We start from the raw sequence: 24205 nt of genomic DNA, 5'->3' as shown, positions 1-24205 counted from the left end.
ATTTCTGCCGTCTTATCGTCATTGCTCCAGCGTGGCTGCTGGCTAGCTGCCGCGTGGGCTGAATAGCGTCCCCAAGGTCCCTGGCCGCCTTGCGCCCCTTCCCGCAGGCATAGCGAATTGCCGCAATATCAAGCCTCCGTCCCGTCCCCATGCGTGGCAGACTTGCTGCATTGCCACACGCGCACCAAGCCCATGCCCGTCGCCCCGATCGTGTTGCCCCCGTTGCCTCGCCTGCCTGCGGCGGTACCGCGTTCGGGTGTGTCGTCGGATGCGCGTCGCGCACTTCGGCAATTGTTGGGTGACGTCGATCGTGCGCTGGCCACGGCTTTTCGCGATGGTGCCGATGCAAGCGCACTGGCGCGGCGGCGTAGCGAATCAGTGCAGCGCATCGTGGCGCACGTGTGGACCGCATGCCTGGGTGATGTCTCTGGCGCAGCCTTGTTTGCCGTCGGTGGCTTTGGCCGTGGCCTGCTGTTTCCCTATTCGGATGTGGATTTGCTCGCGTTGGTGGGGCCGTCGGACCCGGCACGCTTGCGTGCGCTGGAACAGTGCTTCGCCACTTTGTGGGATATCGGATTGAAAGTGGGGCACGCAGTGCGCGATCTGGCGCAATGCCGTGCGCTGGCTGCGAATGACGCGAGCGTGTTCACCAGCCTGCTGGATGCGCGGCGACTGGTGGGTGACCCGGCGTTGGAAGAGAGCATCAAGGCCATCACCACCGATCCGGTGCTGTGGCCGCCCGTCGCCTATCTGGCGGTGCGTCTGGCCGAGCGCGATGCACGCCATGCCCGCTACAACGATACGGCTTACAACCTGGAGCCCAACCTCAAGGATGGTCCTGGTGGCCTGCGTACACTCGATGCGCTGCGCTGGCTTGGTCGTCGACTCGCGCATGCGGACGACTTCGATGACATGGTGGGCGAGGGGCTACTGGATCCCGCTGAAAAGAATACGCTCGAGCAGGCCGAGGCAACGCTGCGTCGTTACCGTTTTGCCTTGCATCTAGAGGCGGGGCGCGCCGAAGAGCGTCTGTTGTTCGATTACCAGCGCGCACTCGCCGCGCAGCTCGGTTTCCAGGACGAACACGAGAAGAACCTCGGCGTCGAGCAATTCATGCAGGGCTACTATCGTGCCGCCAGTCAGGTGGAGCGCCTAGGCGTGCAGATTGCCGAGCGCTTCGAGGAAATGCTCGAACCGCCAAGCGCAGCGCAGGCGGTCGGTGAGGAATTCATCCGTTACGGCAAGCGCCTTGCGGTGCGCGATCCGGACCTTTTCATGCGCCGGCCCGCCGCCTTGGTGGAAGCGTTCATCGTGCGACTGGGGGAGCCAGGCATTGTCGGCTTTACGGCAGACACGATGCGCCGCATTCACCAGGCCACCGCGGCGTTGGAACGCTCGCTCGCCGACGATCCAGATGTGCTTGCGGCATTCCTGTGCTTGCTTCGACTGGGGGCTCCGGCGGTAGAGGCGTTGTGGCGCATGAATCGCCATGGCTTGCTTGCTGCCATCCTGCCCGCGTTCGGCACGGTATTCGGTCGCATGCAGTACGACCTGTTCCATGTCTACACGGTGGATGAGCACACGCTGCGCGTGCTGCGCAATGTGGCTCGCTTCGCCGATCCGGCCGCGGCGGCGGAGTTTCCCATCGCCTGCGAAATATGGCCGACGCTGCCCCAACCGGAGCTATTGTTGCTCGCCGCGCTGTTCCATGACATCGCCAAGGGACGCGGTGGCGATCACTCCGTGCTTGGCGAAGAAGAGGCACTTGCCTTTGGACGGCGGCTCGGTTTGCCCGAGGCCGACACGCAATTGGTCGCATGGCTAGTGCGCTGGCACCTGCTGATGAGCACAACGGCGCAGCGGCAGGACATTACCGATCCGGACGTGGTGCAGCGCTTCGCCGAGACCGTCGACACTGGCGAGCGGCTTGATTTGCTCTATTTGCTCACGATTGCCGACATCATCGGCACCAGCCCGAAGTTGTGGAATGGATGGAAGGATCGCCTGCTGGCCGATCTCTATTCGGCGACACGTTATGCGTTGCGCAGCGAGGACGCGTTGCCGCCCGATGCCGCGGCGCGGGTGCGCGCTTGCCGCGAACAGGCGTTGGCGTTGCTCGAAAGCGAGGGCTTCACTGCCGATGCTTGCCTGCGTGCGTGGCGCGGCTTCCCCGAGTCGAGTTTTCTGCGTCACCGGCCTGAGCAAATTGCCTGGCAGACCGCGGCAATACTGCAGGCGAAAGGCGCTACGCCGCTGGTGGCAGCTCATCCCCAGTCGATTCGCGGTACGACGGAGCTCTTTGTCTACGTGCCCGATCGCGATGGTCTGTTTGCTGCAGTAACGGCGATGCTTGATCGCCTGCATTTGTCGGTCATGGAGGCGCGCATTCTCAGTTCGCCCACGGGCATGGCGTTGGACACGTTCCTGTTACTTGAGTCCGATACCCAGAAGCCGGCCAGTGCCGAACGTGCAGAAGAGTTGAAGCAGCGATTGCATCGTGCATTGTCCCAGCCGGGGCACGTACATCAGCCGTCGCGGCGGAGCATGTCTCGCCACCTCAAGCATTTCCAGGCGGCGCCCAAGATCGCGTTCAGTACGGTTGGCGGACGCACGCGTCTGGCGCTGGTATGCAGCGATAGGCCCGGTCTGCTGGCGGCCGTGGCGCAGGCGATGACGGATGCTGGCGTGCGCGTGCATGATGCGCGCATTGCCACGTTTGGCGAGCGCGTGGAAGACTTCTTCCTGATCACGGATCGCCACGACGCGCCACTCGATGTCGCGCAACAGGATCGTTTGCTTCAAGCGCTCCTTGAAAGACTTGGCACGGCCAAACGGACCTAGCCGGCGCGGCGCGCCAGCCGCGCGGGCAGGGCGTGACCAGCGTTCCAGGCTCGAGGAATCCAAGGCCTTTACTCGTTTCTCGAATGCCGCCGGGCGGTTACCATGCACGGGTATTCCCTTGCCAGCGAACGCCCATGCAAAGCATCGAAACCCTTATCAACGACGCCTTTGAGCGCCGCAACGAGCTGACCCAGGCTGAGATCGATACGCATCTGCGTCCTGCCGTGGAGCAGGTGATCGACCTGCTGGAGTCCGGCGAGCGGCGTGTCGCCGAACCCGATGGCCATGGCGGCTGGAAGGTGAATCAGTGGATCAAGAAGGCGGTGCTGCTGTATTTCCGCCTCAATGGCAATCGTGTGGTCGATGGCGGCCCGGCGCTGGCGTTCGATAAGGTGCCCCTGCGCTTCGCCCATGGTAACGATGCTGAACTGCAGGGATTGGGCGCGCGCGTGGTACCCGGCGCGCTGGTGCGCCGCGGTGCGCATGTGGCCAAGGATGCGGTGCTGATGCCCAGCTACGTGAACATTGGCGCGTATGTGGGCGCCGGCACCATGGTGGACACGTGGGCGACGGTGGGCTCGTGCGCGCAGATTGGTGCAGGCGTGCATCTTTCCGGTGGCGTCGGTATCGGCGGCGTGCTGGAGCCGTTGCAGGCCAACCCCACCATCATCGAGGACAACTGCTTCATCGGCGCGCGCTCCGAGGTGGTCGAGGGCGTGATCGTGGAGAAGGGCAGCGTCATCGGCATGGGCGTGTTTCTCGGCCAGTCCACGCGCATCTACAACCGCGCCACCGGCGAGGTCAGCTATGGCCGCGTGCCCGCGGGCAGCGTGGTCGTGGCCGGCAGCCTGCCGTCGAAGGACGGTACGCACAGCCTGTACGCCGCCATCATCGTCAAGCAGGTGGATGAGAAGACGCGCAGCAAGACCGGTATCAACGAATTGCTGCGCTTGGGCGAATGATGGAGTCGCCAGTGCCACCGCTGCCCAACGTGGTACGACGTCGTGCTTACGCACTGGCGTTGCTGGGCGCGGTGTTGCTGGTGCTTGCGTTGCTGCTGCCGCCGGTGGCGCAGCCGCAGGACTATCACGATTTCGCGGACAAGCGCGCCTGGCTCGGCATTCCCAACTTCGGCAATGTTGCCTCCAATATCGCATTCCTGTTGGCCGGGCTGGCTGGGTTGGCGATCATGCGCACGCCGGCGGTGCGTGCCATGGGTTCGGCGTCGCGGTATGGCTATGACCTGATGTTTCTGGGTCTTCTGCTTACGGCCTTCGGTTCCAGCTACTACCACTGGGCACCCTCCGATGCACGGCTGGTGTGGGATCGGCTGCCCATGACGGTGGTCTTCATGCCCTTGCTCGCGGCGACGTTTGCCGAGCGCCTGCATTGGCGCTCGCTGCTGCCCTTGCTGGTGCTGACGCTGCTCGGCATGGGCAGCGTGGTGTATTGGAAAGTCAGCGGAAATTTCCTGCCATACCTGACGGCGCAGGCTGGTGCGATCCTGTTGATCCTGCTCGCACTGGCGTGCTTGCCGACGCCATGGACCGGGCGCCGGCTGATGATTCCCGCACTGGTCTGCTATGCCTTCGCCTTTGTCTGTGAAAGACTCGATGTGCAGATATTCCAGCTGAGCGGGGGCATTGTCAGCGGACATACCATCAAGCACCTGGGTGCGGCGGCGGCGTTCTATTTCATCTGGCGCATGCTCAAGCAGCAGCGCCTGAAAACGGATTTCAACCCATGACAGTTCTCACGCTTTATGGCCTGCCCAATTGCGATACCTGCAAGAAGGCGCGCAACTGGCTCAATCGGTTCGAGATGGAACACGTCTTCGTCGATTATCGTGCCCAACCGGTGCCCGCCGGGACGTTGAAAGCGTGGGCACAGCAGTTGGGTGGCTGGGAGAAGTTGGTCAACAAGTCGTCCACCACCTGGCGCAACCTGCTGCCGCAGCGCAAGAACCCTGGCAGTGATCCCGAATGGACGCTGCTGCTCAAGGAGTATCCCGCCTTGATCCGCCGCCCGGTGGTGCAGCAAGGCGATGGTTCGGTCAGCGTGGGCTTTACCGATAACGGCTTCAAGAAGCTGTTCGGCAAGTGATATGAGCAGGCCGCGTTCGCCACGCCACTACCGCAGCAATCTTCGCATCGAGCGCGACAATGCCGCGCTTTATGATCGCCTGGCCGAACTGGCCAGCGACGAACGCCTGCGGCGTGCTTATGGCCGTATTGCCGATGGCGAACGCGCCAATGCGCTGTTCTGGGAAGATCGGCTGAAGCAGATCGGCGCTGAGGTGCCGGCACCGCGTATCGGCGCACGTGTCCATGTGCTGACCTGGTTTGCGCGCCGTTTCGGCACCGAGTTCGTGATGCCCACGGTGGTTCGGCTCGAACATGCCGATCATCTGCCTACGCCGGTGGATCGCAGTGGTTTTCGCGATCACTTCCTGGAACCGCAGGCGCCAACGACGCGCAGTGGGCGTCATCGCACGCAAAGCGGTAATACCCTGCGCGCGGCGGTGCTCGGCGCAAACGACGGACTGGTTTCCAACGGCAGCCTGGTGATGGGCATGGCCGGTGCTGCCTCCGGTGACCATGCGATCCTGCTTGCCGGCTTTGCCGGGCTGGTGGCAGGCGCCTGTTCGATGGCGCTGGGCGAGTGGCTGTCGGTAAACAGCTCTCGTGAGTTTTACCAGGCGCAGATCTCCGCGCGTGCCGAGCGCCTGGCGGTGGCGCCGGAAGACGGTACGCGCAGTATCGCGGGCATCTATCGCGAGAAAGGCCTGGAGCCAAAGACCGCCGAAGCCTTGGCCGAGCATCTCACCGAGCGTCCGCGGACTGCGCTGGATACTCTGGTGCGCGAAGACCTTGGCATCGATCCCGAGGAGCTGGGTGGTTCAGCCTACGGAGCAGCCATTTCCTCGTTCTGCCTGTTTGCACTCGGCGCGCTGTTCCCGGTGGCGCCGTATTTGTTCCTGAGCGGCCACGCAGCCTTTTTGACCTGCATCGCCTCCACCATCGCCGGTCTGGCCTTGATCGGCATGGGCACAGCCTTGTTTACCGGCCGCAGCATGTTGTTCTCCATTGCGCGGCAACTGGGTATCACGGTTGCCGCGGCGAGCGTCACCTACGCCGTAGGCCACTTCCTGGGCGTAGCGCTTACCGGATGACGACTGCACCGCCTATGATCGCGTGCAGCACCATGCGAGGCCCGTGCGTCGTTTATCTGTTTGAGGAAAAACCATGTCTGCCGTATTCGATCTCACTTGTGAGCTGATTCGTCGACGCTCGGTAACGCCGGATGATGCCGGTTGCCAGTTGCTGCTGGGTGATAGGTTGGCGGCGGCAGGATTTCGGGTTGAACATCTGCGCTTCGGTGACGTCGACAACCTATGGGCTACGCATGGTTCAGGTGGACCGCTGCTGGCTTTTCTCGGTCATACCGATGTGGTGCCCACTGGACCCGTCGAACAGTGGGCAAGCCATCCGTTTGATCCCGTCGTGCGCGATGGCCATCTATATGGCCGTGGCGCGGCAGATATGAAGGGCTCGGTCGCCGCGATGACAGTGGCGCTGGAAGCGTTCGTCCAAGCCTATCCGCAGCACCATGGCCGCGTCGGCCTGTTGCTCACCAGTGACGAAGAAGGTCCGACCAATCTCGATGGCGTGCGTCGAGTGGCCGAGCATTTTCGTACGACGGGCGAGCGCATCGACTGGTGCGTGGTGGGTGAGCCTTCATCGAAGGCGAGGCTCGGTGATCTGATTCGTGTGGGACGTCGCGGTTCGCTGTCGGGCACGCTTACGGTACGTGGCGTGCAGGGGCATGTGGCTTATCCCGAAAAAGCGAACAACCCGATTCATGCGTTCGCGCCCGCGCTGGCCGAACTGGCTGCTGGGCGTTGGGATGAAGGCAACCAGGATTTTCCGCCCACCTCGTTCCAGGTATCCAACCTCAATGCCGGCACCGGCGCGAACAATGTCATTCCCGGCACGCTTACCGCGCTGATCAATTTTCGCTACAGCACGGCCAGCAGCGCCGCGGACCTGCGCACTCGTACCGAGGCCATGCTCGACAAGCATGGACTGGACTGGCAGATCGATTGGTCGCTCTCGGGCGAACCGTTCCTCACGCCGCCGGGCGGCGCCGTGCGCGAAGCCGTTGTCGCCGTTTGCCGTGAGTTGTGTGGCGTCGAGCCTGAAGAGAGCACTGGGGGTGGTACTTCCGATGGACGCTTTATCGCGCCGCTGGGTGCAGAGGTGGTCGAGCTTGGGCCGGTCAATGCCACCATTCACAAGGTGGATGAATGTGTCGCTGTGGCCGACCTGGAAAAGCTGCCGTTGCTCTATCAGGCGGTGTGCGAGCGATTGTTGGGATGAGGGGGGCTTGTGGTCACGCGACAACTAGGCGCCGCCGCCAGCTTGCCGCTTACGCAGCGGGCGTTTCGATCGCCTGCCGGCGCTCGAGTCACTTTTCTTTTGCTGGCCCAAAAGAAAAGTAACCCAAAGAAAACGGCCTCAAGAGCTGGCAGCATTTCGTGAGATAGAAGCGTTGGAAGGTTCCCGCGAGCAGATAGCTGGTCGCCCACGGCGAGACACAGCGGCTACCCCGCAGCGCGCCAAGGCGGTGAGGACTTAAGGCAGGTCGGCCGAAGGTCGCGTCGCTTGCTGCATTTGAGTGCGCCGATGGCCACCGCACGACCCGCGCTTTAAGCCCTCTGCGTCTCGGCGCGTTGCGGGGTAGCCGCTGTGTCTCGCCTTGGGCCGCCACTAATTCGGCTGGCCACGCCCTTCAGGCTCGTATCCCGCGCAATGCTATGAGCTCTTCAGGCCATTTTCTTTGGGTTACTTTTATTTTGGGTCAGCAAAAGAAAAGTGACCCGGACCGCGGCAGCGGTTCGGAACGCCCGCTGCGTAAGCGGCAAGCTGGCGGAGACGCTCGGCTGTCGCGCGATCGCGAGCACCAGCCCCTCATCCCAACCTTCTCCCCGACGGGGAGAAGGAGTAGAAGCGAGAGGCTCGGCGTTCAAACGGGCAATCTAAGCACCCGCTGCATCCCACTAGGATGTCCTTCTGTCGGCGCTACCGTGCGACCGGCATCAGCGTCAGCGTGTGTTGCTCAGGTCCCGGCAGCAGCGGAGTGGGGCGGCCGTTGAGCCAGTCTTCGTGACCGGCGCCGTGATACGGCGACAGCGGGTTGTCGCTCTGGCCACCGGGTAGGTGCAGGATGCTCTGGGCTTCGTGGCCGGGCATGGCATCCAGGCGTTCCGAGGCGCCGAAGCCGGGTGTGGCGACGCGTGGCATGTTGTTGTCGCCGGGCAGCGGTTCATCGGGCATGTCGAGCATGCGTCCTACGAAGGCAGGCAATGCACGCGATAGCGGATGGCGTATGGCGGTGCGATTGATCTCGCCCCAGCTGCGTGCGGCAAGGCCGCCCGGCTGCTTGCCGAGCTCATCGATCACCTGATGCGCAGCCGCCTGCAGCAGCGCATTCCAGTTGTCGTACTTGGGATCGAGCAGGTGGGCGGGGCGATCGCGCAGCAGTGCCCACACGGCGGCCTCGGCGTCGATCATGCCAGGCCAGCTGAAATCGTCGTGACGCTGCTTCACCTGGGCCACGAACGGCGCCAGCACGTTTTCCTTCACCTTGTCGCGGAAGGCACGCACCAGGCGGTAGTCGACGCTTTCCGGTGCGGCGCGACCGGTCCAGGTGGCGGTGAGCTGCCGCAACTGCTCCAGTTCGGGATCATGCGTGCTGGCCAGCGTGTCTTGCAGCAGGCGTTGCCAGCGGGTGAGCAGCAGCGCGCGGTTGTCCAGTTGCACGTCGAGCAGGTTGCCGGGCGTAAAGCTGTTGCGCGCGCGCAGGTCGTCGCGGATCTGTTGCGCACGGGCGCCGAGGTCGTGGCCGCCATTGCCGAGCAAGTCGAGCTCGGCACCATCCACCGTACGGTTATTGGCCGTCCAAAGACGACCGTCGGCGGGATCTTCGATGCGTGGATACTGCGACGGCTCGATCCAGCCCACCCAGCCGGTGTCGGGTGCCGACCAGTCGGCCGGTAACTGCGGATCGAAACCCTTGCGCAGGGGCATGCTGTTGCCGGTGACGGTCCAGCCGATATGGCCGGCGCTGTCAGCCACCAGCAGGTTCTGTGGGGGCATGCCAAAGGTGGGCGCGAGGTCGAGTGCGGCGTGGGCGCTACCCGTGTGCTCCAGTTGCATCACATTGACGTTGTAGCCACGGGGGCGGTCGCCGATCCAGGCCAAGGCCAACGGGGCGCCGTCGGTGTCCAAGCCCATGATTGGGCCCCAACGCGTGTCCTCCACCTTCAGCGTATGGCTCGGCGCGTCCTTGATGCGGATGACTTCGTCGTGCACTTCGATGCTGGCCCAACCGTCAGGTACCTTGTAGCGGGTCGCGTCGCTCGGGTCGCGCTGCACGCGCACCCAGTCCAGCCAGTCGCCGTAGCTATTGGTGAAGCCCCACGCGACCTGGCCATTGGAACCGACCACCAGCGCGGGCGTGCCGGGCAGGGTGACGCCGCTGGCATCGCGCTGGCCGCCAGGGGCGCTGGGGTCGGGGTAACGCAGACGCGTGCGGAACCAGATGTTGGGAACGCGCAGACTCAGGTGCATGTCGTTGGCGAGGATGGCCGAACCGTTCTCGGTAAGGCTGCCGGCGACGGCGAAGCTGTTGCTGCCTGGACGCGCTTGATCGAGGGCCGGTAGCAGGGCCGCGGTAAGGGCACTGCTGTCGCCCTTGGTTGCAGACGGCGTCTGGCGCAGGTCGAGTACGTCGGGGGCGGGGATCACCGGCGGGCGCGAGAGGTCGCCCTGCAGTGGCGCTTCCCAATCCGGATCGGGCGACAGCAGGAAGTCCGCCACCGGGGCGGGCAGCACCGAGCGCAATTCGGCGATATGCAGTTCGCGCTCATTGCGACCATCGCCGTTGAGGTCCAGGTACATCGCGGCGATAACCAGGAAGGAATCTTCCGGGCGCCACGCCTGCGGCTTGGCGTTGAGCAACAAGTACTCCCACGGCTTCACGTGGAGATCGGCGAGGCCGGCGTTGACACCTGCGGCGTAAAGATCAAGCGTGTGCTTCTGCGCGGCGTCGAGCTGGGCATAGGCGGCTTCGGCCACACTGCGCAGGCGATGGCGGCGGTGGTTGATATCGGTGTCCAGCGCCTTGGCGCCCACCAGTTCGGAAAGCTCACCGGCCGGCAGGCGACGCATCAGGTCCATCGCGAAGAAACGTTCCTGCGCATGCACATAACCCAGTGCATAGCTGAGGTCGTCGCGATGCTGTCCTTGCAGGGTGGCCGTGCCCAGCGCATCGCGGCTGATCGATACGGCATCCTCGAGGCCGCTGAGATGCACTTCGCCATCGAGCCGCGCGCGGCTGCCGGCAAGCAGGAACCAGCCCGCGGCAAATAGGCCGATCACCAGGATCAGCAAGGTTCCGAACAAATAACGTAGCCAGCGGAAGCGTCGTAGTTTTGTCATGGCGCGCGTCGGTCAGTCCGTTGGTGAGGGTGGAAGATCAAGACCGACAGCATGGGCGCGCCGGCGTCAAAGCGTAGGTTGGGCAAACACCGCGAAAATGCCGGCGTAGGGCTTCACCATAAACGTGGGTGCACCGGCATAGCCTTCGCCATCCACATAGACCTGCGAAATCGTCCCGTCCAGATACAAGGCATCGCGGCACCCTAGCTCGTCCTTGAACAGCCGTGCGAAGGTGTGGAAATTGACCGGTGCCTCGCTTACCGCGAAGACGACGTTGTGCGGCGTCTTGGCACAGACGCCGCTACGCCATTTCAGGCTCGATGAGTCGTCGATGAACTGATAGTTGAGCTTGCCATCGATCACCAGCATGGGGCCGGACTGGCTGGCCCATCGTACGGGCTTGCTGTCGGCCTTGAAATCGGCGCTGGTACGCACGGCGGCGTGGCCGTCGGAATAGATCGCGAACACGCCGTTTGGCAACAGGGAGAAATTGCCCGACGCCGGATTGCCATGGGCGAGATTCAACGGCACCACCGTCTTGCCGTTTTCGACAAAAAGGCCCAGCGGCGCGAACTGGCGGTCATAGATGCCTGCATTAGCAGCGAACAGCATGCGCCGGCCATGCGACATGCCCCATTGGCGCAACGTGTTGATGCTGGCGTAGGGCTCCCCGCTGTTGGGGTCCTTCCAGTGCAGGCTCAGCGACTCGCGTTTGATGTCGATGCTTACCACACGGAAATTCTGCCCTTCGAACACGCGCTCGCTGCCGTCCACGGCCTGTGTCTGCCGCGCACAGCCCGTCACGCTGCCGAGTAGCACCAGCGGTGCGAGCAGCTGCCAGGCCAGGCGGCGATGGAATGGACGTCGTTGCGAGGACGTGAGCATATCCCTGATGGTCGCCGGCCCGGCCCGCTTCGTGCAAGGCCTACGCAAGCGAATCAGGGGAACAGGCTCTAAACTGGCGCTTTCCCAACACCTGGCAGCCCCATGCCTTACATGCCCATCGTCGCCACGCTTGGCTACGTGCTGTCGCCCGATCGACGGCAAGTGCTGATGATCCATCGCAACGCGCGTCAGGACGACCAGCATCTGGGCAAATACAACGGTCTGGGCGGCAAGATGGAAGCGGTTGAGGACATTGCCGCCTGCATGCGCCGGGAGATCCTGGAGGAGGCGGGCATCGTCTGTGAGTCGATGACCATGCGCGGCACGCTCAACTGGCCAGGCTTTGGCAAGCAAGGCGAAGACTGGCTTGGCTTCATCTTCGTCATCGACAGCTTCAGCGGCACGCCGCTGACCAGCAACCCCGAAGGTACGCTGGAGTGGGTGCCGCTCAACAGACTGATGGAATTACCCATGTGGGAGGGCGACAGGCACTTCCTGCCGCTGGTGTTCGACGATGACCCGCGCCCGTTCCACGGCGTGATGCCGTACCGGGACGGGCGGATGCAGTCGTGGTCGTTCTCGCGCCTGTGAGCGCGCTGGCTGGGGCGCTGCGCTTCTTCTCTCCTCTGGGGCGACCCGAAGGTGGGAGAAGGTTGGGATGCGTGCTCGCCATAGCGCGACAACTGGGGGCTGCCGCCAGCTTGCCGCTTACGCAGCGGGCGTTTCGATCGCCTGCCGGCGCTCGAGTCACTTTTCTTTTGCTGGCCCAAAAGAAAAGTAACCCAAAGAAAACGGCCTTAAAGGCTGGTAGCACTCCGTGGGATAGAAGCGTTGGAAGGTTAGCGCGATAGGATCGTTTGCTACCCAAGGCGAGACACAGCGGCTACACCGCAACGCGCCATAGCGGTGAGGACTTAAAGCAGGTCCGGCCGACGGTCGAAACGCTCGCAGTATCCGGAGGCGCAGATGGTCAACTCGCCTCCCACGCTTTAAGCCCTCTCTGCCTCGGCGCGTTGCTGTATAGCCACTGTGTGTCGGCCATGGGCCGCCACCTGTCTAGCTGGCCACGCCCGCCAGGCTCGTATCTAACGCAATGCTATGAGCTCTTCAGGCCATTTTCTTTGGGTTACTTTTCTTTTGGGCCAGCAAAAGAAAAGTGACTCGGCTGCCGGCAGGCAGTCGAAACGCCCGCTGCGTAAGCGGCAAGTTGGCTATGACGCTCGGTTGTAGCGTGACCGCGAGCACCCGCCCCTCTTCCCAACCTTCTCCCCGACGGGGAGAAGGGGCTAGAGCTCTCCCGCGAAGGAGCGCGGAGAGGGGCGAGGCGGACTACGGCGCCCGCCGAATCGCCACCACCGCATTGAGTCCGCCGAATGCGAACGAGTTGCTGATCGCCACATTCACCTTCATGGCACGGGCCTCGTTGGGCACATAGTCCAGGTCGCAGGCCGGATCGGGACCCAGGTAATTGAGCGTGGGCGGCACGATACCGTCACGGATAGCGCCGACGGCGGCGATCAGTTCCAATGCGCCGGCGGCGCCGAGAGCGTGGCCATGCATCGGTTTGGTCGATGAAACCACCAGCTCGCGTGCATGCGCGCCGAAAACGCTATGGATGGCACGCGTCTCGGTGCTGTCGTTGGCCACGGTGCCGGTGCCGTGCGCGTTGATGTAGTCCACGTCTTCAGGCGACAGGCCGCCATCACGCAGCGCGAGGTTTATCGCCGCGGCGGCGCCGATATCGGAGGGGGCGGCGATATCGCCTGCATCCGAGCTCATGCCCGTACCGGCCAGTTCGCACAGGATATTCGCCCCGCGCGCCTGTGCCGATTCGAGCGTCTCCAGTACATACATGCCGGCGCCTTCGCCCAGCACCAGGCCACGGCGGCCGGCGCTGAACGGGCGGCAGGTATCGGGCGACAGCACGCGCATGGCTTCCCACGCGCGCAGCGTGCCCAGCGTGATGCAGGCTTCCGTGCCACCGACGATAGCGGCGTCGACCAGGCCGGCACGGATCATCAGGGATGCTTGGGCGAAGGCATGATTCGACGAGGCGCAGGCGGTGGCCACCACGAAGGATGGCCCGGTAATGCCATGCACCATGCTCACCTGGCTGGCCGCCGCGTTCGTCATCAAGCGCACGATGCTCAGCGGGTGGAAACGGCCCTGGTGCTCGCCGTAAAGGCGCTCATACATGCCGTCACGCGTGGTTTCGCCACCGACGCCGGTGCCGATCACCACCGCCGTCCGCGCGGCGGCTTCACCGGCGAAGCTGATGCCGGACTGGCGGATCGCTTCGTTCGCCGCAATCAGCGCGTACTCGCTGAAGGGATCGAGCATGGCGCGGCGCGCTTCATCGAAAAAGTTCGCCGGATCGTAGTTGCTGATCTCGGCGGCAATGCCACCGTTGCGCAGCTCACCGGGCTTGATGTGGTGGATGGGGCCGATGCCGGAACGGCCCTCGGTCATCGCCTTCCAGGTGGAAGGCGCGTCATGGCCGAGCGCGCAAATCGCGCCCATGCCGGTGATGACGATGCGGCGCATGGCTTATTCGCTGGCCGGCTTCTGTGCGAGCTGGCGCTCGATGGCTTCAACGAGGTGGCCGACCGTGCCGTTTTCCAAGTCGGTATCTTCGTTGGGGAGATTGATATTGAAGTGTTCTTCGATATCGAAGATCACCTCGATGGCGTCCAGTGAAGCGATGCCCAGGTCTTTCAAAGTGGATTGCGGGGTGATCGTTGCGATGTCGATCTTCGCCTGCTTTGCGATGATGTCGAACGTGTCCTGCTGAACTGTGCTCATGTGTACTTTCCTGGATTCCATGGCGCCGAGGTTTAGCAGCATCGGATCGATGCCCTTTCCCAAGCCTGACGAACCGTCAGGATAATGTCCAGAATCTCGACGCTCAAAAATCGGTAAGTCCATCCTGCACAGGCTGCCTTTCGCGAACCTTATGCGGCGCCCCGTCTGCCTGTAAGGGAGCGGGGGCCGTATGCTATGGGCCTGAACCCAGCGGAAAAGCCGTGTGCAGTACCTTAACCAGCTCGAACCGGACGCGTTGATCGCCCGGTTCGCGGAGCATCCCCCCATCGACTTTCGTGTGCTGGAAGCGGCCGGCACGCCGGCATTCGTTGCGCCATTCGATCTGCTGACGACGGCCGATGCCGATGTGCGGCAGAAGATCGTGCGCGCGCCTGGCTACGGCTGGTGGGGACGACTGCTGCGCTGGCGTACGGCCTTCGTGGGTACCACGGTGTCCGAGTACGCGTTGTTCCCACGCGACGCCGATGCTTCGCGCCTGCCGGCGGCTTTGCGCGATCAGCTGGGCCGTGGCCAGCGGCTGTTGATCGTCAAGGACATCCCACAGGCGTCGCCCTTGTTCGACGCGGCCAGCGGTGCATGGTGCGGACGTTTTGCCGAGGCCTGCCAGACGGCGGGCTTCGTGCTGCTGGAAGGGCAGGCATTGGCCTATGTGCCGATCGATTTCGCCAGCGAGGACGACTACCTCGCTCGCCTGTCCTCAGGACGACGCAAGGACATTCGCCGCAAGCTGCGCAAGCGGGACGAGGTCGCCGTGGACGAGGTTCGCTGCGGCGACGCCCTGTTTGCGAATGATGCCGTGGTGGACGCGTACTACGCGCTCTACGAGAACGTCTATGCGCAGAGCGAGATCCATTTCGATAAGCTCAGTCGCGCCTTCTTCGCCGCGGTGCTGCGTGATGCCGCCAACGGCGGGGTGGTGTTCGTCTATCGCCATCAAGGCGAGATGATCGGCTGGAACCTGTGTTTCGCCGTGGACGGCAAGCTCATCGACAAGTACGTGGGTTTTGCCTATCCGCAGGCGCGCGAACAGAACCTGTATTTCACCAGTTGGTTCCACAACCTGGCATGGGCGCGCGAGCAGGGCCTGACCCATTACGTGGCCGGCTGGACCGACCCGCAAATCAAGGCCTATCTAGGCGCACAATTCACCCTGACCCGGCACGCGATCTACCTGCGCAATCCGCTGTTGCGCCTGCTGGCGCGGCGACTGGGACGGTTCTTCGAGAGCGATAGCCAATGGGCGGCCGATGAACAAGCGTGAACCGCTGATTCTGGACTTCGACCACTCGGTGGGGCCGATCCCTGGTGCGACTGAGCTGGCGCTGTCGGACTGGCAGGAAGCGATCCGCTTCGGCTGCACGCTGCGCACGTTCCATCGACTGGGCCAGTATCTCGATGCGCGCATGCCTGCCGACTACGGCACGGTGTTGATGGGCTCGGGTGACTATCACCATCTCACCTGGCCGCTGGTACAGCGTCAGCGTTCGCGCGGCTCGTTCCAACTGGTGGTATTCGACAACCACCCGGACAATATGCGCTTTCCCTGGGGCATCCATTGCGGGTCCTGGGTGCGTCGTGTCGCCATGCTGCCTTTCGTGACGCATGTACATGTGGTGGGTATCACGTCGGGCGACATCGGCGCCAAACACGCCTGGGAAAACTATCTGCGCCCGCTGCGGGCCGGCAAGCTCAGCTATTGGTGCATGGACGTGGATGTGAACTGGGCCAGTCGTTGGGGCCTCACCGGCGCCTTCCACCGCTTTGACGACCCGGATGCGCTCACCTGTGCCTTCCTGAAGCAGTTGCACCGGGCGCCGCAAGCGACCTACCTATCGATCGACAAGGACGCATTCAGCGTCGACACCGCGCGCACCAACTGGGACCAGGGGCGGCTGGAGGAACAGCACGCGATGGCCATCATCGAAGCGCTGCGTGGCCGCATCATCGCCAGTGACATCAATGGCGAAGTATCGGCCTACCAATACACCACCTGGTGGAAGCGACTGCTCAGTGGCATGGACGGGCAGTCACCGATTCCGCAGAGCGAACTGGATGCCTGGCAGGCGCAGCAACGCGCGCTCAATACGCGCCTGCTGGCGGCGATTGCAGAAAGCAGCGTGTAACCTCGCGCCCACGCGACTGAGGCAATCAGGCCCCGGATCCTTCGGGGGATAGAGATAAAGAGCGCCGGCTCATTCCGGTGACGCTTAAGGATGTTGCATCTCATGCAAGCAACCTTTTCGATCAGTCGTCGCGCGCTCATTTTTCTCGTCACCGCCTTTGCGTTGACATGGGTTGCCTGGGGCTTGCTCATTCTCCTGGCGCGTGCGCAGGTGACCAGCTACGGCCAGTGGCCTTACATGACGCTCTATGTGTTGGGTGGTTTGGGCCCTACCATTGCCGCCTATGTCGCCGTTTGTCGGACAACCCAGCAAGCGCCGCTGCGGGAGTTCCACCAACGACTGCTGCGCTGGCGCGTCCCGTTGGTCTGGTATCCGGTGGCCCTGGGCCTGCCTATCGTGCTGGCATTTGGCGCCGTCGGTGTGGCGGCCGCGCTACGCCCCTCCTTGCTGGCCGACATATCAATCAGGCCCTGGTATCTGTTCCTGTCGCTGTTCCCGATGATGATGGTGGGCGGCGGTCTGGAGGAGCTTGGCTGGCGTGGCGTGGCCCAAGAGGAATGGGGACGCAGCATAGGGCACGGTAGGGCGGCGCTGTTGATCGGGCCCATCTGGGCGCTCTGGCATTTGCCCCTGTTCTTCTTGCCGGGCGTCGCCCAGTACGGCGGCAACTTTGCCTTGTTCCTGGTCGGGGTGATGGGTAATGCACTGATCCTTGGCTGGCTTTACGGCCACACGCGAAGCATTCTCCTGTGCATCTTTTTCCATGCTTCGTGGAACACCATGATGGCGTTGGGTGTGACGATTCCTCACGGGCATGGCATGTCCCTGGTGGGGCCATGCCTAAGTCTTGGCGTGGGGGCGTTGCTCTTGCTCGCCAGTGGACAAAAGCGCGAGCACGCCACGGCGCAGGGAGAAACGAGTCGGTAGCGTGTCAGCGACCGCGCACGGCGCGTTCCAGCTCAGCGCAAATCGCTTCGAACGTGGCGTCGTCCAGCCACGGGCTGTTAGTGATGGTGAGCGAACGCGCGGCGAAGTTGCGTGCATTCGGTAACGGCGTATCCGGGACGATGTCGCGCAGATAGGCGTAGTCGGGCAGGGCGTGGATAAACAGGCGACTGACCCCGAGCCCGGCCGTCCACAGCGTGCGCAGGGCGTCATCGCGGATGGCTTCGCTGGGCAGGGTGAGCAGCAGGAACGGCCACACACCGCGTTGGCCAGGCGCGTCGTCGAAGACACTGATACCGGGAATCCGGCGTACGCGCTCAACGCGCCTTAGCGCCTGGTTCCGCGTGACGTCGAGAAGGTCGGGCAGGCGTGGCAATGCGCGCGCGCCGACCGCCTGGCGCCAGCTGCTCACCGTGTGCAGCGGAATATCGGGGCCGAAATCATCACCGACGGCAGCGACGGGATCATGCTCTGCCAGTGCCTTGCGCAACGGACGGCCATAGGCCAGCGGTAGCAGGGAGGGGCGATAGGCGATTGCATAGCCGATCAACTCCAGCGCCCGCTTCCAGTCCATGCCGGCATCGGACTGGATAGTCGTTCGGTGACTTGCGGCGAAGGCGTCGCGCATGACCGTATCGCGCGCCAGCAGCAAACCGCCCTCGAACAAGGTGAGCCCCTTGCCTACGGCAAGACTGAAGAAGCCGGCATCGCCCAGCAGGCCGACGCTGCGCCCGTCCTGCGTGGCGCCTAATGCCTGTGCAGCGTCCTCCAGTACATAGGCCCCCGTCTGATGGGCAACGTCCAGTGCCGCGTTCACATCGGCCACGCGGCCGGCCAGGTGCGTGGGCACGATGGCCAGCGTCTGCTCGCCCACGACGCTGGCGAGCTGTGCGGTATCCATGTCGAAATGGTTGGCTGCGAGGTCGCACAATCGCGGCTTGAGGCCAGCGCGATGGATGGCCAGCGCGACCAGCGGGCAGGTCCATGCCGGCACCACCACCTCATCGCGCTGAGGGCGCAGGCGATGCATCGCGCGAAGTGCCACCACCATGGCCGCGGTGCCGGAGCATTCCAATTGAAGGTGCTCGACACCTAGCCAGTGGGCTACGCGCTCGGCAAACGGCGCACGACCAGGCAGCAGGTCGGTGACACGAAGCGGCAGACCAGCGGTGGGCGGCAGCTCGCGTGGCATGTCAGTCGCCCGCGGCGACGCCCAGCGCACCCTTGGCCTCGGTGGGTGCATCGTGTTCTGGATGCGCGCCGCTTTCGGCGAAGGCGAGGCAGAGGATGCCGGCCACGATCACGGCTGCGCCGAGTACGCGCGGCCAGGTCAACGGTTCCTGGAACAGCCACGCCGAGAAAATCATCACACTGACCACTTCCAGATGGGTGACCGCAAAGGCGGGCCCGATCGGCGCGTGCTTGAGCAGGGTCATCCAGGTGAAGAAGTTGCCCACATAGCCGATCACCGCGAAGTAGATCCACGGATGGCCAAACACGCGCACGATCCAGGCCCAGTTGGCCTCGGGCGGAAACGCGTGATTGCCGGCGTACTTGAAGCTCAGCTGCACCACGGTGTCGAACAGCACCAGGATGGTGAAGCCAAAGAAATAAAAGCGCTTCATGCGATCAACCCCCTCCTGCCAAGCCAACGATGGCCACGCCCGCGGTCACCAAAAGAATGCCGGTGACGCGCATGGGGGTGAGCTTTTCGCGGAACAGAATGCGGCCGGCGATCATGATGACGACGATATTGATCGAACCCAGCAACACGCCTTCCGAAAGGTCGACCAGCGACAGGAAGGCGATCCAGACCAGGAACTCAGCCACGTAGGACGTGATGCCGACCCAGATCCACGGGCGTGCCAGCATGTAGCGCCAGCGCGCGAAACCATCACCCGCCCGCGGATCGCTGGCCGCCGCCTTGAAGGCGAGCTGGCCCACGGTATCCAGGGTGACATTGAGCAGCCACAACGTGACGACCAGAGGAGTCACCTTGGCTCCTTAGGCCGCTGCGCGCGCGGCTGGCTCGTAGGAGGCTGCGATCTGGCGGAAGAACTCGGCCGCGCGATCGGTCAGCAGGCGGCGTTCGCGATCGACCGTGATCATGTGGTAGCTGTCTTCGAGCAAGAGCATCTCCACCGGACCGGACACCGAGCGCTGCACGAGGTACGCATTTTCGAGGCTGGCGATATCGTCCTGGGTCGCATGAGCGATCAGGCAGGGCGCGGTGACCTTGGGCAGCTCGCGCTTCACCACTGCGGCCATGTTGTACATCTCCGCCAGCGACGGCCACGGATTGCCGGGCAGGCCGGCCGCAGCGCTGTCACCACCCAGCATGGCCGAGCTGATCTGCGCGCGCAGACGCTCGTCGCGAATGCCGTACGGCTCCGCCTCGTGCACCATGCGGTGCTTGCCGATGCCGAACTTGTGCAGGAACGGCAGCAGGAACGAGAACTTGCCGACCCACGGAATCGCCCAGCCGTCATAGCGGAAGGTGGCGCCAAAGACGCCCACGCCCTTGACCCATTCCGGTCGCTCAGCGGCCAGCTTCAGCGCCAGCACGGCGCCCATCGACAGGCCGGCGACGAACAGATGGTCGACTTCGTGGCGGTACTTCTCGGCGGCCGCCTCGACGCTGGCGTACCAGTCCTGCCAGCCGGTCTTCAGCAAATCAGGCACATCGCCGCAATGCCCGGCCAGCTGCATGCCGTAGACGCTGTAGCCGGCACGGTTGAGACCCTTGCCGAGCAGGCGCATTTCGGTGGGAGTGCCGGTAAGGCCATGAATAAGCAGCACTCCGCTGCGACCGCCCTCGAGGCGGAACTCGACGTTCTGAATCACTCGGGGGCTCCGGGGCAACGGGCGAAAGACGGGAAAAGGCGCGAAGCGCGCAAGCCATGAATGCAATAAACCATGCCAGCAGTGTGCCGGCCGACCCTTTCCAAGAACTTTCGACCTCGCCGACATCGGTCTCACCAGCCAGGAGAAAGATGGCCTCAAGTGCCGCTCAGGCTTCTCCGAGGCTTGGAGTGAGGGTTTGTCTTGCGACAAGGCCCCATTGAGACGGGCGCTGGTCGAGGTACCGGAGCTAGCGGTTTACGTCCTCCCGACTAGCTCAGCTCACAGCCGCTGGCCTTCGGCGATGCATGCGACGCCAGGCCCCGGCATGGCAAGAACCGGCTCTCAGTGTCCGTAGTGTCCCGTGCTGCCGCCCACCGAGATGCTCATGCCGCCAGTGGGGTGCTCGCAGCTGCCGCTGGCCTGGCTGATGGTGACGCCGCCCGACTGCCAGTTGCCGCTGCCATGGTTGGAGGCCACCACGCCGGTACTGACCGCGCCGTGTATCTGGGGCTGGTTGTACGTGGCGTCGTCACAGGTGACCACGTTTCGGCCCGACGGGGAGGGGATATCGCCCACCGCGCCCGACGTGTCGCCGTAATAGGTACCTGGTGGGTCCTTGGCATACGCACCCGGCGTCGTGTTGGCTGGCGCGGTCGAACTCGCACTGCCCGTCGATTTTGCATCGGCAGCGACGGCGGGAGCTGCGGCGGAGGCGCTGGCTGCGGGCACGTTGGCGGGGAGCTTGAGATTCAGTGGCTGCCCGGCACTCTGCGCCCAGGCCGCCGTGGTCAACAGGCAAGCGGCGAGGAGGCCGGTGGTTCGGATGATCTTCATGGAAAACTCCGGAGACGTGCTGGTGATAACGCACGACCGCCAGCGGTGTGCACACGTCCCGTTCGATGCGGTGAGACGGCGGGAAGTTCCCGCCGCTGGCATCATGCCGACGTTTCGATGCGCTCCACTCGACGCAGGCCGCGTGGCAGCACGCCCCCGCGGGTAGCGCGGTTGCCACCATACTCGACCAGGTCCGACCATTTCAGGGTCAGCTTGCGCTGGCCGGCGTACAGCGTGACCTCACCCTTGCCCTCGGTCACCACCGCGACACCTACCACGCGCTCTTCGCCGGAGGCGAGCTTGGCCTTGGGTACGTCGATCAGCTTGTTGCCCTTGCCCTTGTCCAACTCCGGCAGCTCGGCCACCGAGAACATCAACAGATGGCCTTCGGTAGTCACCACCACGATGCGATCGCGCGCCGGGTCGGCGCTGATCTGCGGAGCCAGTACTTTGGCGCCGTCACTCAGGGTGATGATCTGCTTGCCGGCCTTGTTGCGGCCGGTCAGCGCTTCGAAGCGGGTGACGAAGCCGTAACCGTGGTCGGTGGCCAGGATCAGGCGCGTGTCGTTGTCGCCGGCGGTGAGCGCATCGAAGCTTGCGCCTGAGGGCGGGCTGAAGCGGCCGGTCAGCGGCTCGCCGTTGCCACGCGCCGACGGCAGCGTATGCGCGGCGGTGGAATAGCTGCGGCCGGTGGAGTCGATCACGGCCACTTGTTGCGTCGTACGGGCCTTCACCGCTGCGAGCAGGCTGTCACCTTCGCGGTAGTTCAGGCCTTCAGCGTCGATGTCATGACCCTTGGCGGCGCGGATCCAGCCCTTCTGGCTGATTACCACGGTCACCGGCTCGCTGGCGACCAGGGCGCTCTCATCCAGTGCCTGCGCGGCGTCGCGCTGCACCAGCGGCGAGCGGCGATCGTCGCCGTACTTGGCGGCATCGGCGCGCAGTTCTTCCTTGATCAGGCCCTTGAGCTTGGCCGGCGATTTCAGCAGCACATTGATGCGCGCGCGTTCCTCTTCCAACTGGTCGCTTTCGGCATTGATCTTCATCTCTTCCAGGCGGGCCAGCTGGCGCAGCTTGGTTTCGAGGATGTAGTCGGTCTGCTCGTCGCTGAGCTTGAAGCGCGCCATCAGTACGGGCTTGGGCTCGTCCTCGCTGCGGACGATGCGGATCACCTCGTCGAGGTTGAGGTAGGCGATGCGCAAGCCTTCCAACAGGTGCAGGCGACGCTCGACCTTGGCCAGTCGATGTTCGAGGCGGCGGGTGACCGTGGTGGTGCGGAAGCTCAGCCACTCGCCGAGGATGCGCTTGAGGTCCTTCACCTGCGGCCGGCCATCGAGGCCGATCATGTTTAGGTTGATGCGGAAGCTCTTTTCCATGTCCGTGGTGGCGAACAGGTGCTGCATGACCTCCGCGGGATCGATGCGGTTGGAGCGGGGCACCACCACCAGGCGGATCGGGTTCTCGTGATCGGACTCGTCGCGCAGGTCTTCGATCATCGGCAGTTTCTTCGCACGCATTTGCGCGGCGATCTGCTCGAGGATCTTGGACGGGCTCACCTGATGCGGCAGCGCGGTGATGACGATGTTGCTTTCGTCCATGTGATACACGGCGCGGGCCCGCAACGAGCCGGTGCCGTTCTGGTACATCGCCAGCAATTCGTTGCGCGGCGTGATGATCTCGGCTTCGGTGGGGTAGTCGGGGGCCTGGATGTGCTCGAACAGGTCCGCCACGGTGGCGTCGGGATCGTCCAGCAGGCGGATGCAGGCACTGACCACTTCGCGCAGGTTGTGCGGCGGAATGTCGGTGGCCATGCCCACGGCGATGCCCATGGAGCCATTGAGCAATACATGCGGCACGCGTGCCGGGAGCCAGCTTGGCTCTTCCATGGTGCCATCGAAGTTTGGCACCCAGTCCACCGTGCCCTGGCCCAGTTCGCCCAATAGTGCTTCGGCAATCGGGCTGAGGCGCGACTCGGTGTAGCGCATCGCGGCGAAGCTCTTCGGGTCGTCTGGCGAGCCGAAGTTGCCCTGGCCGTCGACCAGCGGATAGCGGTACGAGAACGGCTGGGCCATCAGCACCATCGCCTCGTAGCACGAGCTGTCGCCGTGCGGATGGAACTTGCCGATGACGTCGCCGATGGTGCGCGCGGATTTCTTGGGCTTGGCCGTGGAGGCCAGGCTCAACTCGCTCATGGCGTAGATGATGCGCCGCTGCACCGGCTTGAGCCCGTCGCCCACAAAGGGCAGGGCGCGGTCCAGCACCACATACATCGAATAATCGAGGTAAGCCCGCTCGGCGTACTCCTTGAGCGGGATCTGTTCGTAATTGGCTTGCAGATTCATGCAGTTACGTCGATGAGTGGCGCGCGGGGCGCGCGCTTAACCGGGCGATGGTGCCAGAAATCAGGGGCGGGGGGCGAGTGCGTCGTTGTTGGAGCGCACCCTGTGCGCGATCACGGCGTCACCGCTACGTAGGCTTGTCGCGCACAGGGTGCGCTCCTACAGGGAGATTCCCTCAGTTCTTCACAGCGGAGGTTTCCACCCCCAGCTTGCTCAGCTGTACTTGGACGCTGTCCGGTCCGGTGAGGTGACCCGCGCCCACGGCGATGAAGCTGACGCCAGGTTGTTGCAGGCGTTCGGCGATGAGCTTGGCCCAGGCGCGATTACGCTCGACGATAAGGCGCTGGTACAGCAAGGGGCTCTCCTTGCGGATATCTTCATCCTCGATGCGCGCGATCGTAGCGGTATCGCCATCGCGCCAGGCGTCGATCAGCTCCCGAAGTTTCGCCGGACCCTCAGCCACTTCCTTGAAGGACTGGCGCAGGAAGTCGAGCTGCATCGCTTCGGGCAGGTCTGCCAGCATGCGGATTTGCTGCTCGGCAGTTTCCAGTCCATCCACCGCCTTGCCGTCCTTCTGCATGCGCGCCTTGAGCAGCTTGTCGACGCCCAGATTCGGGTCCAGGCCCGCCTGGATCAGCGGCGCCATGGTAAGAGTCAGTGCGGCCAGCCATGGCCGCATGGGCTGCAACGCTTCGGCGCCACCGGGAAGCTTGGCGGTTTCGGCGGCTTGCTCGAGGCTGCGCTGGTCGCTGTCGTCGAGCTTGCTCGATAGCGGATGGCTGAGATCCACGCCGTGTTGCATCACCAGCGCCTGCATCGACGCGGCGTCGTCATCGACGATCTCGATACTCAGCCGTTGGCTTTCCGCCAGCGCCTGGTCCAGCTGGGGCGAGGACCAGTTCGTGTCCGTTGGCAGCAAGTGCACGGTGCCAAACAGGTAGACCGTCGCGTGGTCATTTTTCGCCACCCAGAGGCCCGGTGTTGCCGTCGCAGTGGCGACAAGCAGCAAGCTGAGGACCAGCGCTGCGCCGATGTGTTGAAACAGCTTCAAGGCAATTTTCCGGTCCAT

Annotated in this window: 21 protein-coding genes; 10 read left to right on the top strand and 11 right to left on the bottom strand. The window is 63.9% G+C overall.

Annotation, left to right across the window (positions count from 1 at the left end):
- The first annotated feature begins 192 nt into the window (after positions 1-192).
- The 6 genes from glnD to dapE all read left to right on the top strand — a co-directional run bounded on the left by glnD (position 193) and on the right by dapE (position 7220).
- The gene (gene glnD / locus OUZ30_RS14385) at positions 193-2841 is read left to right on the top strand and encodes a [protein-PII] uridylyltransferase (protein ID WP_266183002.1); all 2649 of its coding nucleotides are present in this window, start codon (positions 193-195) and stop codon (positions 2839-2841) included.
- A 134-nt stretch (positions 2842-2975) separates the two neighbouring features.
- The gene (dapD, locus tag OUZ30_RS14380) at positions 2976-3803 is read left to right on the top strand and encodes a 2,3,4,5-tetrahydropyridine-2,6-dicarboxylate N-succinyltransferase (protein WP_266183001.1); all 828 of its coding nucleotides are present in this window, start codon (positions 2976-2978) and stop codon (positions 3801-3803) included.
- A gap of 11 nt (positions 3804-3814) precedes the next feature.
- Positions 3815-4588, top strand: coding sequence for a hypothetical protein (locus tag OUZ30_RS14375; protein ID WP_266183000.1), 774 nt, complete (start codon positions 3815-3817; stop codon positions 4586-4588).
- Positions 4585-4944 carry a Spx/MgsR family RNA polymerase-binding regulatory protein gene (locus OUZ30_RS14370; protein WP_266182999.1) on the top strand — a complete coding sequence of 120 codons (360 nt, stop codon included), beginning with the start codon at positions 4585-4587 and terminating at the stop codon, positions 4942-4944. The genes OUZ30_RS14375 and OUZ30_RS14370 overlap by 4 nt, the downstream gene beginning before the upstream one ends.
- A gap of 1 nt (position 4945) precedes the next feature.
- Positions 4946-6013 carry a VIT1/CCC1 transporter family protein gene (locus OUZ30_RS14365; RefSeq protein WP_266182998.1) on the top strand — a complete coding sequence of 356 codons (1068 nt, stop codon included), beginning with the start codon at positions 4946-4948 and terminating at the stop codon, positions 6011-6013.
- A 73-nt stretch (positions 6014-6086) separates the two neighbouring features.
- The gene (gene dapE, locus OUZ30_RS14360) at positions 6087-7220 is read left to right on the top strand and encodes a succinyl-diaminopimelate desuccinylase (RefSeq protein WP_266182997.1); all 1134 of its coding nucleotides are present in this window, start codon (positions 6087-6089) and stop codon (positions 7218-7220) included.
- A 702-nt stretch (positions 7221-7922) separates the two neighbouring features.
- On the opposite strand, the gene OUZ30_RS14355 is transcribed toward dapE, so the two are convergent.
- Positions 7923-10343 (bottom strand): penicillin acylase family protein, encoded by a 2421-nt coding sequence (locus OUZ30_RS14355; protein ID WP_266182996.1) that lies wholly within the window; start codon positions 10341-10343, stop codon positions 7923-7925.
- Positions 10344-10409: 66 nt separating this feature from the next.
- Positions 10410-11228 carry a phosphodiester glycosidase family protein gene (locus OUZ30_RS14350; protein ID WP_266182995.1) on the bottom strand — a complete coding sequence of 273 codons (819 nt, stop codon included), beginning with the start codon at positions 11226-11228 and terminating at the stop codon, positions 10410-10412.
- A 102-nt stretch (positions 11229-11330) separates the two neighbouring features.
- On the opposite strand from OUZ30_RS14350, the gene OUZ30_RS14345 reads away from it, so the two are divergent.
- Positions 11331-11819 (top strand): NUDIX hydrolase, encoded by a 489-nt coding sequence (locus OUZ30_RS14345; protein ID WP_266151893.1) that lies wholly within the window; start codon positions 11331-11333, stop codon positions 11817-11819.
- Positions 11820-12557: 738 nt separating this feature from the next.
- On the opposite strand, the gene OUZ30_RS14340 is transcribed toward OUZ30_RS14345, so the two are convergent.
- Positions 12558-13772, bottom strand: a complete 1215-nt coding sequence (locus tag OUZ30_RS14340) for a beta-ketoacyl-[acyl-carrier-protein] synthase family protein (RefSeq protein ID WP_266182994.1) — start codon at positions 13770-13772, stop codon at positions 12558-12560.
- A 3-nt stretch (positions 13773-13775) separates the two neighbouring features.
- Positions 13776-14030 carry an acyl carrier protein gene (locus tag OUZ30_RS14335; protein ID WP_266151891.1) on the bottom strand — a complete coding sequence of 85 codons (255 nt, stop codon included), beginning with the start codon at positions 14028-14030 and terminating at the stop codon, positions 13776-13778.
- Between the two features lie 223 nt (positions 14031-14253).
- Between OUZ30_RS14335 and OUZ30_RS14330 the strand changes: the two genes are divergently transcribed.
- The 3 genes from OUZ30_RS14330 to OUZ30_RS14320 all read left to right on the top strand — a co-directional run bounded on the left by OUZ30_RS14330 (position 14254) and on the right by OUZ30_RS14320 (position 17101).
- Positions 14254-15312, top strand: coding sequence for a GNAT family N-acetyltransferase (locus tag OUZ30_RS14330; RefSeq protein ID WP_266182993.1), 1059 nt, complete (start codon positions 14254-14256; stop codon positions 15310-15312).
- Entirely contained in the window at positions 15299-16174 is an 876-nt protein-coding gene (locus OUZ30_RS14325; protein ID WP_266182992.1) for a hypothetical protein, read from the top strand. Before OUZ30_RS14330 ends, OUZ30_RS14325 begins: the two co-directional genes overlap by 14 nt.
- A 102-nt stretch (positions 16175-16276) precedes the next feature.
- Positions 16277-17101 carry a CPBP family intramembrane glutamic endopeptidase gene (locus OUZ30_RS14320; RefSeq protein WP_266182991.1) on the top strand — a complete coding sequence of 275 codons (825 nt, stop codon included), beginning with the start codon at positions 16277-16279 and terminating at the stop codon, positions 17099-17101.
- Positions 17102-17105: 4 nt separating this feature from the next.
- Here OUZ30_RS14320 and OUZ30_RS14315 read toward each other — a convergent pair whose 3' ends face one another.
- From OUZ30_RS14315 to OUZ30_RS14285, 7 genes are all read right to left on the bottom strand, one after another.
- Positions 17106-18311 (bottom strand): DegT/DnrJ/EryC1/StrS family aminotransferase, encoded by a 1206-nt coding sequence (locus OUZ30_RS14315; protein WP_266182990.1) that lies wholly within the window; start codon positions 18309-18311, stop codon positions 17106-17108.
- 1 nt (position 18312) lies between these two features.
- Positions 18313-18744, bottom strand: a complete 432-nt coding sequence (locus OUZ30_RS14310; RefSeq protein ID WP_266182989.1) for a DMT family transporter — start codon at positions 18742-18744, stop codon at positions 18313-18315.
- 4 nt (positions 18745-18748) lie between these two features.
- Positions 18749-19114 carry an EamA family transporter gene (locus OUZ30_RS14305; protein WP_266182988.1) on the bottom strand — a complete coding sequence of 122 codons (366 nt, stop codon included), beginning with the start codon at positions 19112-19114 and terminating at the stop codon, positions 18749-18751.
- A 9-nt stretch (positions 19115-19123) separates the two neighbouring features.
- Positions 19124-19963, bottom strand: a complete 840-nt coding sequence (locus OUZ30_RS14300; protein ID WP_266182987.1) for an alpha/beta hydrolase — start codon at positions 19961-19963, stop codon at positions 19124-19126.
- A gap of 342 nt (positions 19964-20305) precedes the next feature.
- Entirely contained in the window at positions 20306-20797 is a 492-nt protein-coding gene (locus tag OUZ30_RS14295) for a hypothetical protein (protein ID WP_266182986.1), read from the bottom strand.
- Between the two features lie 101 nt (positions 20798-20898).
- Positions 20899-23139, bottom strand: a complete 2241-nt coding sequence (gene parC, locus OUZ30_RS14290) for a DNA topoisomerase IV subunit A (protein ID WP_266182985.1) — start codon at positions 23137-23139, stop codon at positions 20899-20901.
- Between the two features lie 172 nt (positions 23140-23311).
- Positions 23312-24187 carry a TraB/GumN family protein gene (locus OUZ30_RS14285; RefSeq protein WP_266182983.1) on the bottom strand — a complete coding sequence of 292 codons (876 nt, stop codon included), beginning with the start codon at positions 24185-24187 and terminating at the stop codon, positions 23312-23314.
- Positions 24188-24205: the final 18 nt, after the last annotated feature.

Origin of the sequence: Dyella humicola (genome assembly GCF_026283945.1) — a bacterium.
Taxonomy (GTDB): domain Bacteria; phylum Pseudomonadota; class Gammaproteobacteria; order Xanthomonadales; family Rhodanobacteraceae; genus Dyella; species Dyella humicola.
The sequence above is the reverse complement of the archived record's forward strand: the minus strand, read 5'-3'. Positions and strand labels throughout refer to the sequence as shown.

What these genes read in the sequence shown, in the direction of transcription:
- OUZ30_RS14345 (WP_266151893.1), top strand. Translation starts at nt 11,331, where the DNA reads ATGCCTTACATGCCCATCGTCGCCACGCTTGGCTACGTGCTGTCGCCC.
- OUZ30_RS14350 (WP_266182995.1), bottom strand. Translation starts at nt 11,228, where the DNA reads ATGCTCACGTCCTCGCAACGACGTCCATTCCATCGCCGCCTGGCCTGG.
- OUZ30_RS14370 (WP_266182999.1), top strand. Translation starts at nt 4,585, where the DNA reads ATGACAGTTCTCACGCTTTATGGCCTGCCCAATTGCGATACCTGCAAG.
- OUZ30_RS14340 (WP_266182994.1), bottom strand. Translation starts at nt 13,772, where the DNA reads ATGCGCCGCATCGTCATCACCGGCATGGGCGCGATTTGCGCGCTCGGC.
- OUZ30_RS14355 (WP_266182996.1), bottom strand. Translation starts at nt 10,343, where the DNA reads ATGACAAAACTACGACGCTTCCGCTGGCTACGTTATTTGTTCGGAACC.
- OUZ30_RS14315 (WP_266182990.1), bottom strand. Translation starts at nt 18,311, where the DNA reads ATGCCACGCGAGCTGCCGCCCACCGCTGGTCTGCCGCTTCGTGTCACC.
- OUZ30_RS14310 (WP_266182989.1), bottom strand. Translation starts at nt 18,744, where the DNA reads ATGAAGCGCTTTTATTTCTTTGGCTTCACCATCCTGGTGCTGTTCGAC.
- OUZ30_RS14295 (WP_266182986.1), bottom strand. Translation starts at nt 20,797, where the DNA reads ATGAAGATCATCCGAACCACCGGCCTCCTCGCCGCTTGCCTGTTGACC.
- OUZ30_RS14320 (WP_266182991.1), top strand. Translation starts at nt 16,277, where the DNA reads ATGCAAGCAACCTTTTCGATCAGTCGTCGCGCGCTCATTTTTCTCGTC.
- parC (WP_266182985.1), bottom strand. Translation starts at nt 23,139, where the DNA reads ATGAATCTGCAAGCCAATTACGAACAGATCCCGCTCAAGGAGTACGCC.
- OUZ30_RS14335 (WP_266151891.1), bottom strand. Translation starts at nt 14,030, where the DNA reads ATGAGCACAGTTCAGCAGGACACGTTCGACATCATCGCAAAGCAGGCG.
- OUZ30_RS14365 (WP_266182998.1), top strand. Translation starts at nt 4,946, where the DNA reads ATGAGCAGGCCGCGTTCGCCACGCCACTACCGCAGCAATCTTCGCATC.
- dapE (WP_266182997.1), top strand. Translation starts at nt 6,087, where the DNA reads ATGTCTGCCGTATTCGATCTCACTTGTGAGCTGATTCGTCGACGCTCG.
- dapD (WP_266183001.1), top strand. Translation starts at nt 2,976, where the DNA reads ATGCAAAGCATCGAAACCCTTATCAACGACGCCTTTGAGCGCCGCAAC.
- OUZ30_RS14325 (WP_266182992.1), top strand. Translation starts at nt 15,299, where the DNA reads ATGAACAAGCGTGAACCGCTGATTCTGGACTTCGACCACTCGGTGGGG.
- glnD (WP_266183002.1), top strand. Translation starts at nt 193, where the DNA reads ATGCCCGTCGCCCCGATCGTGTTGCCCCCGTTGCCTCGCCTGCCTGCG.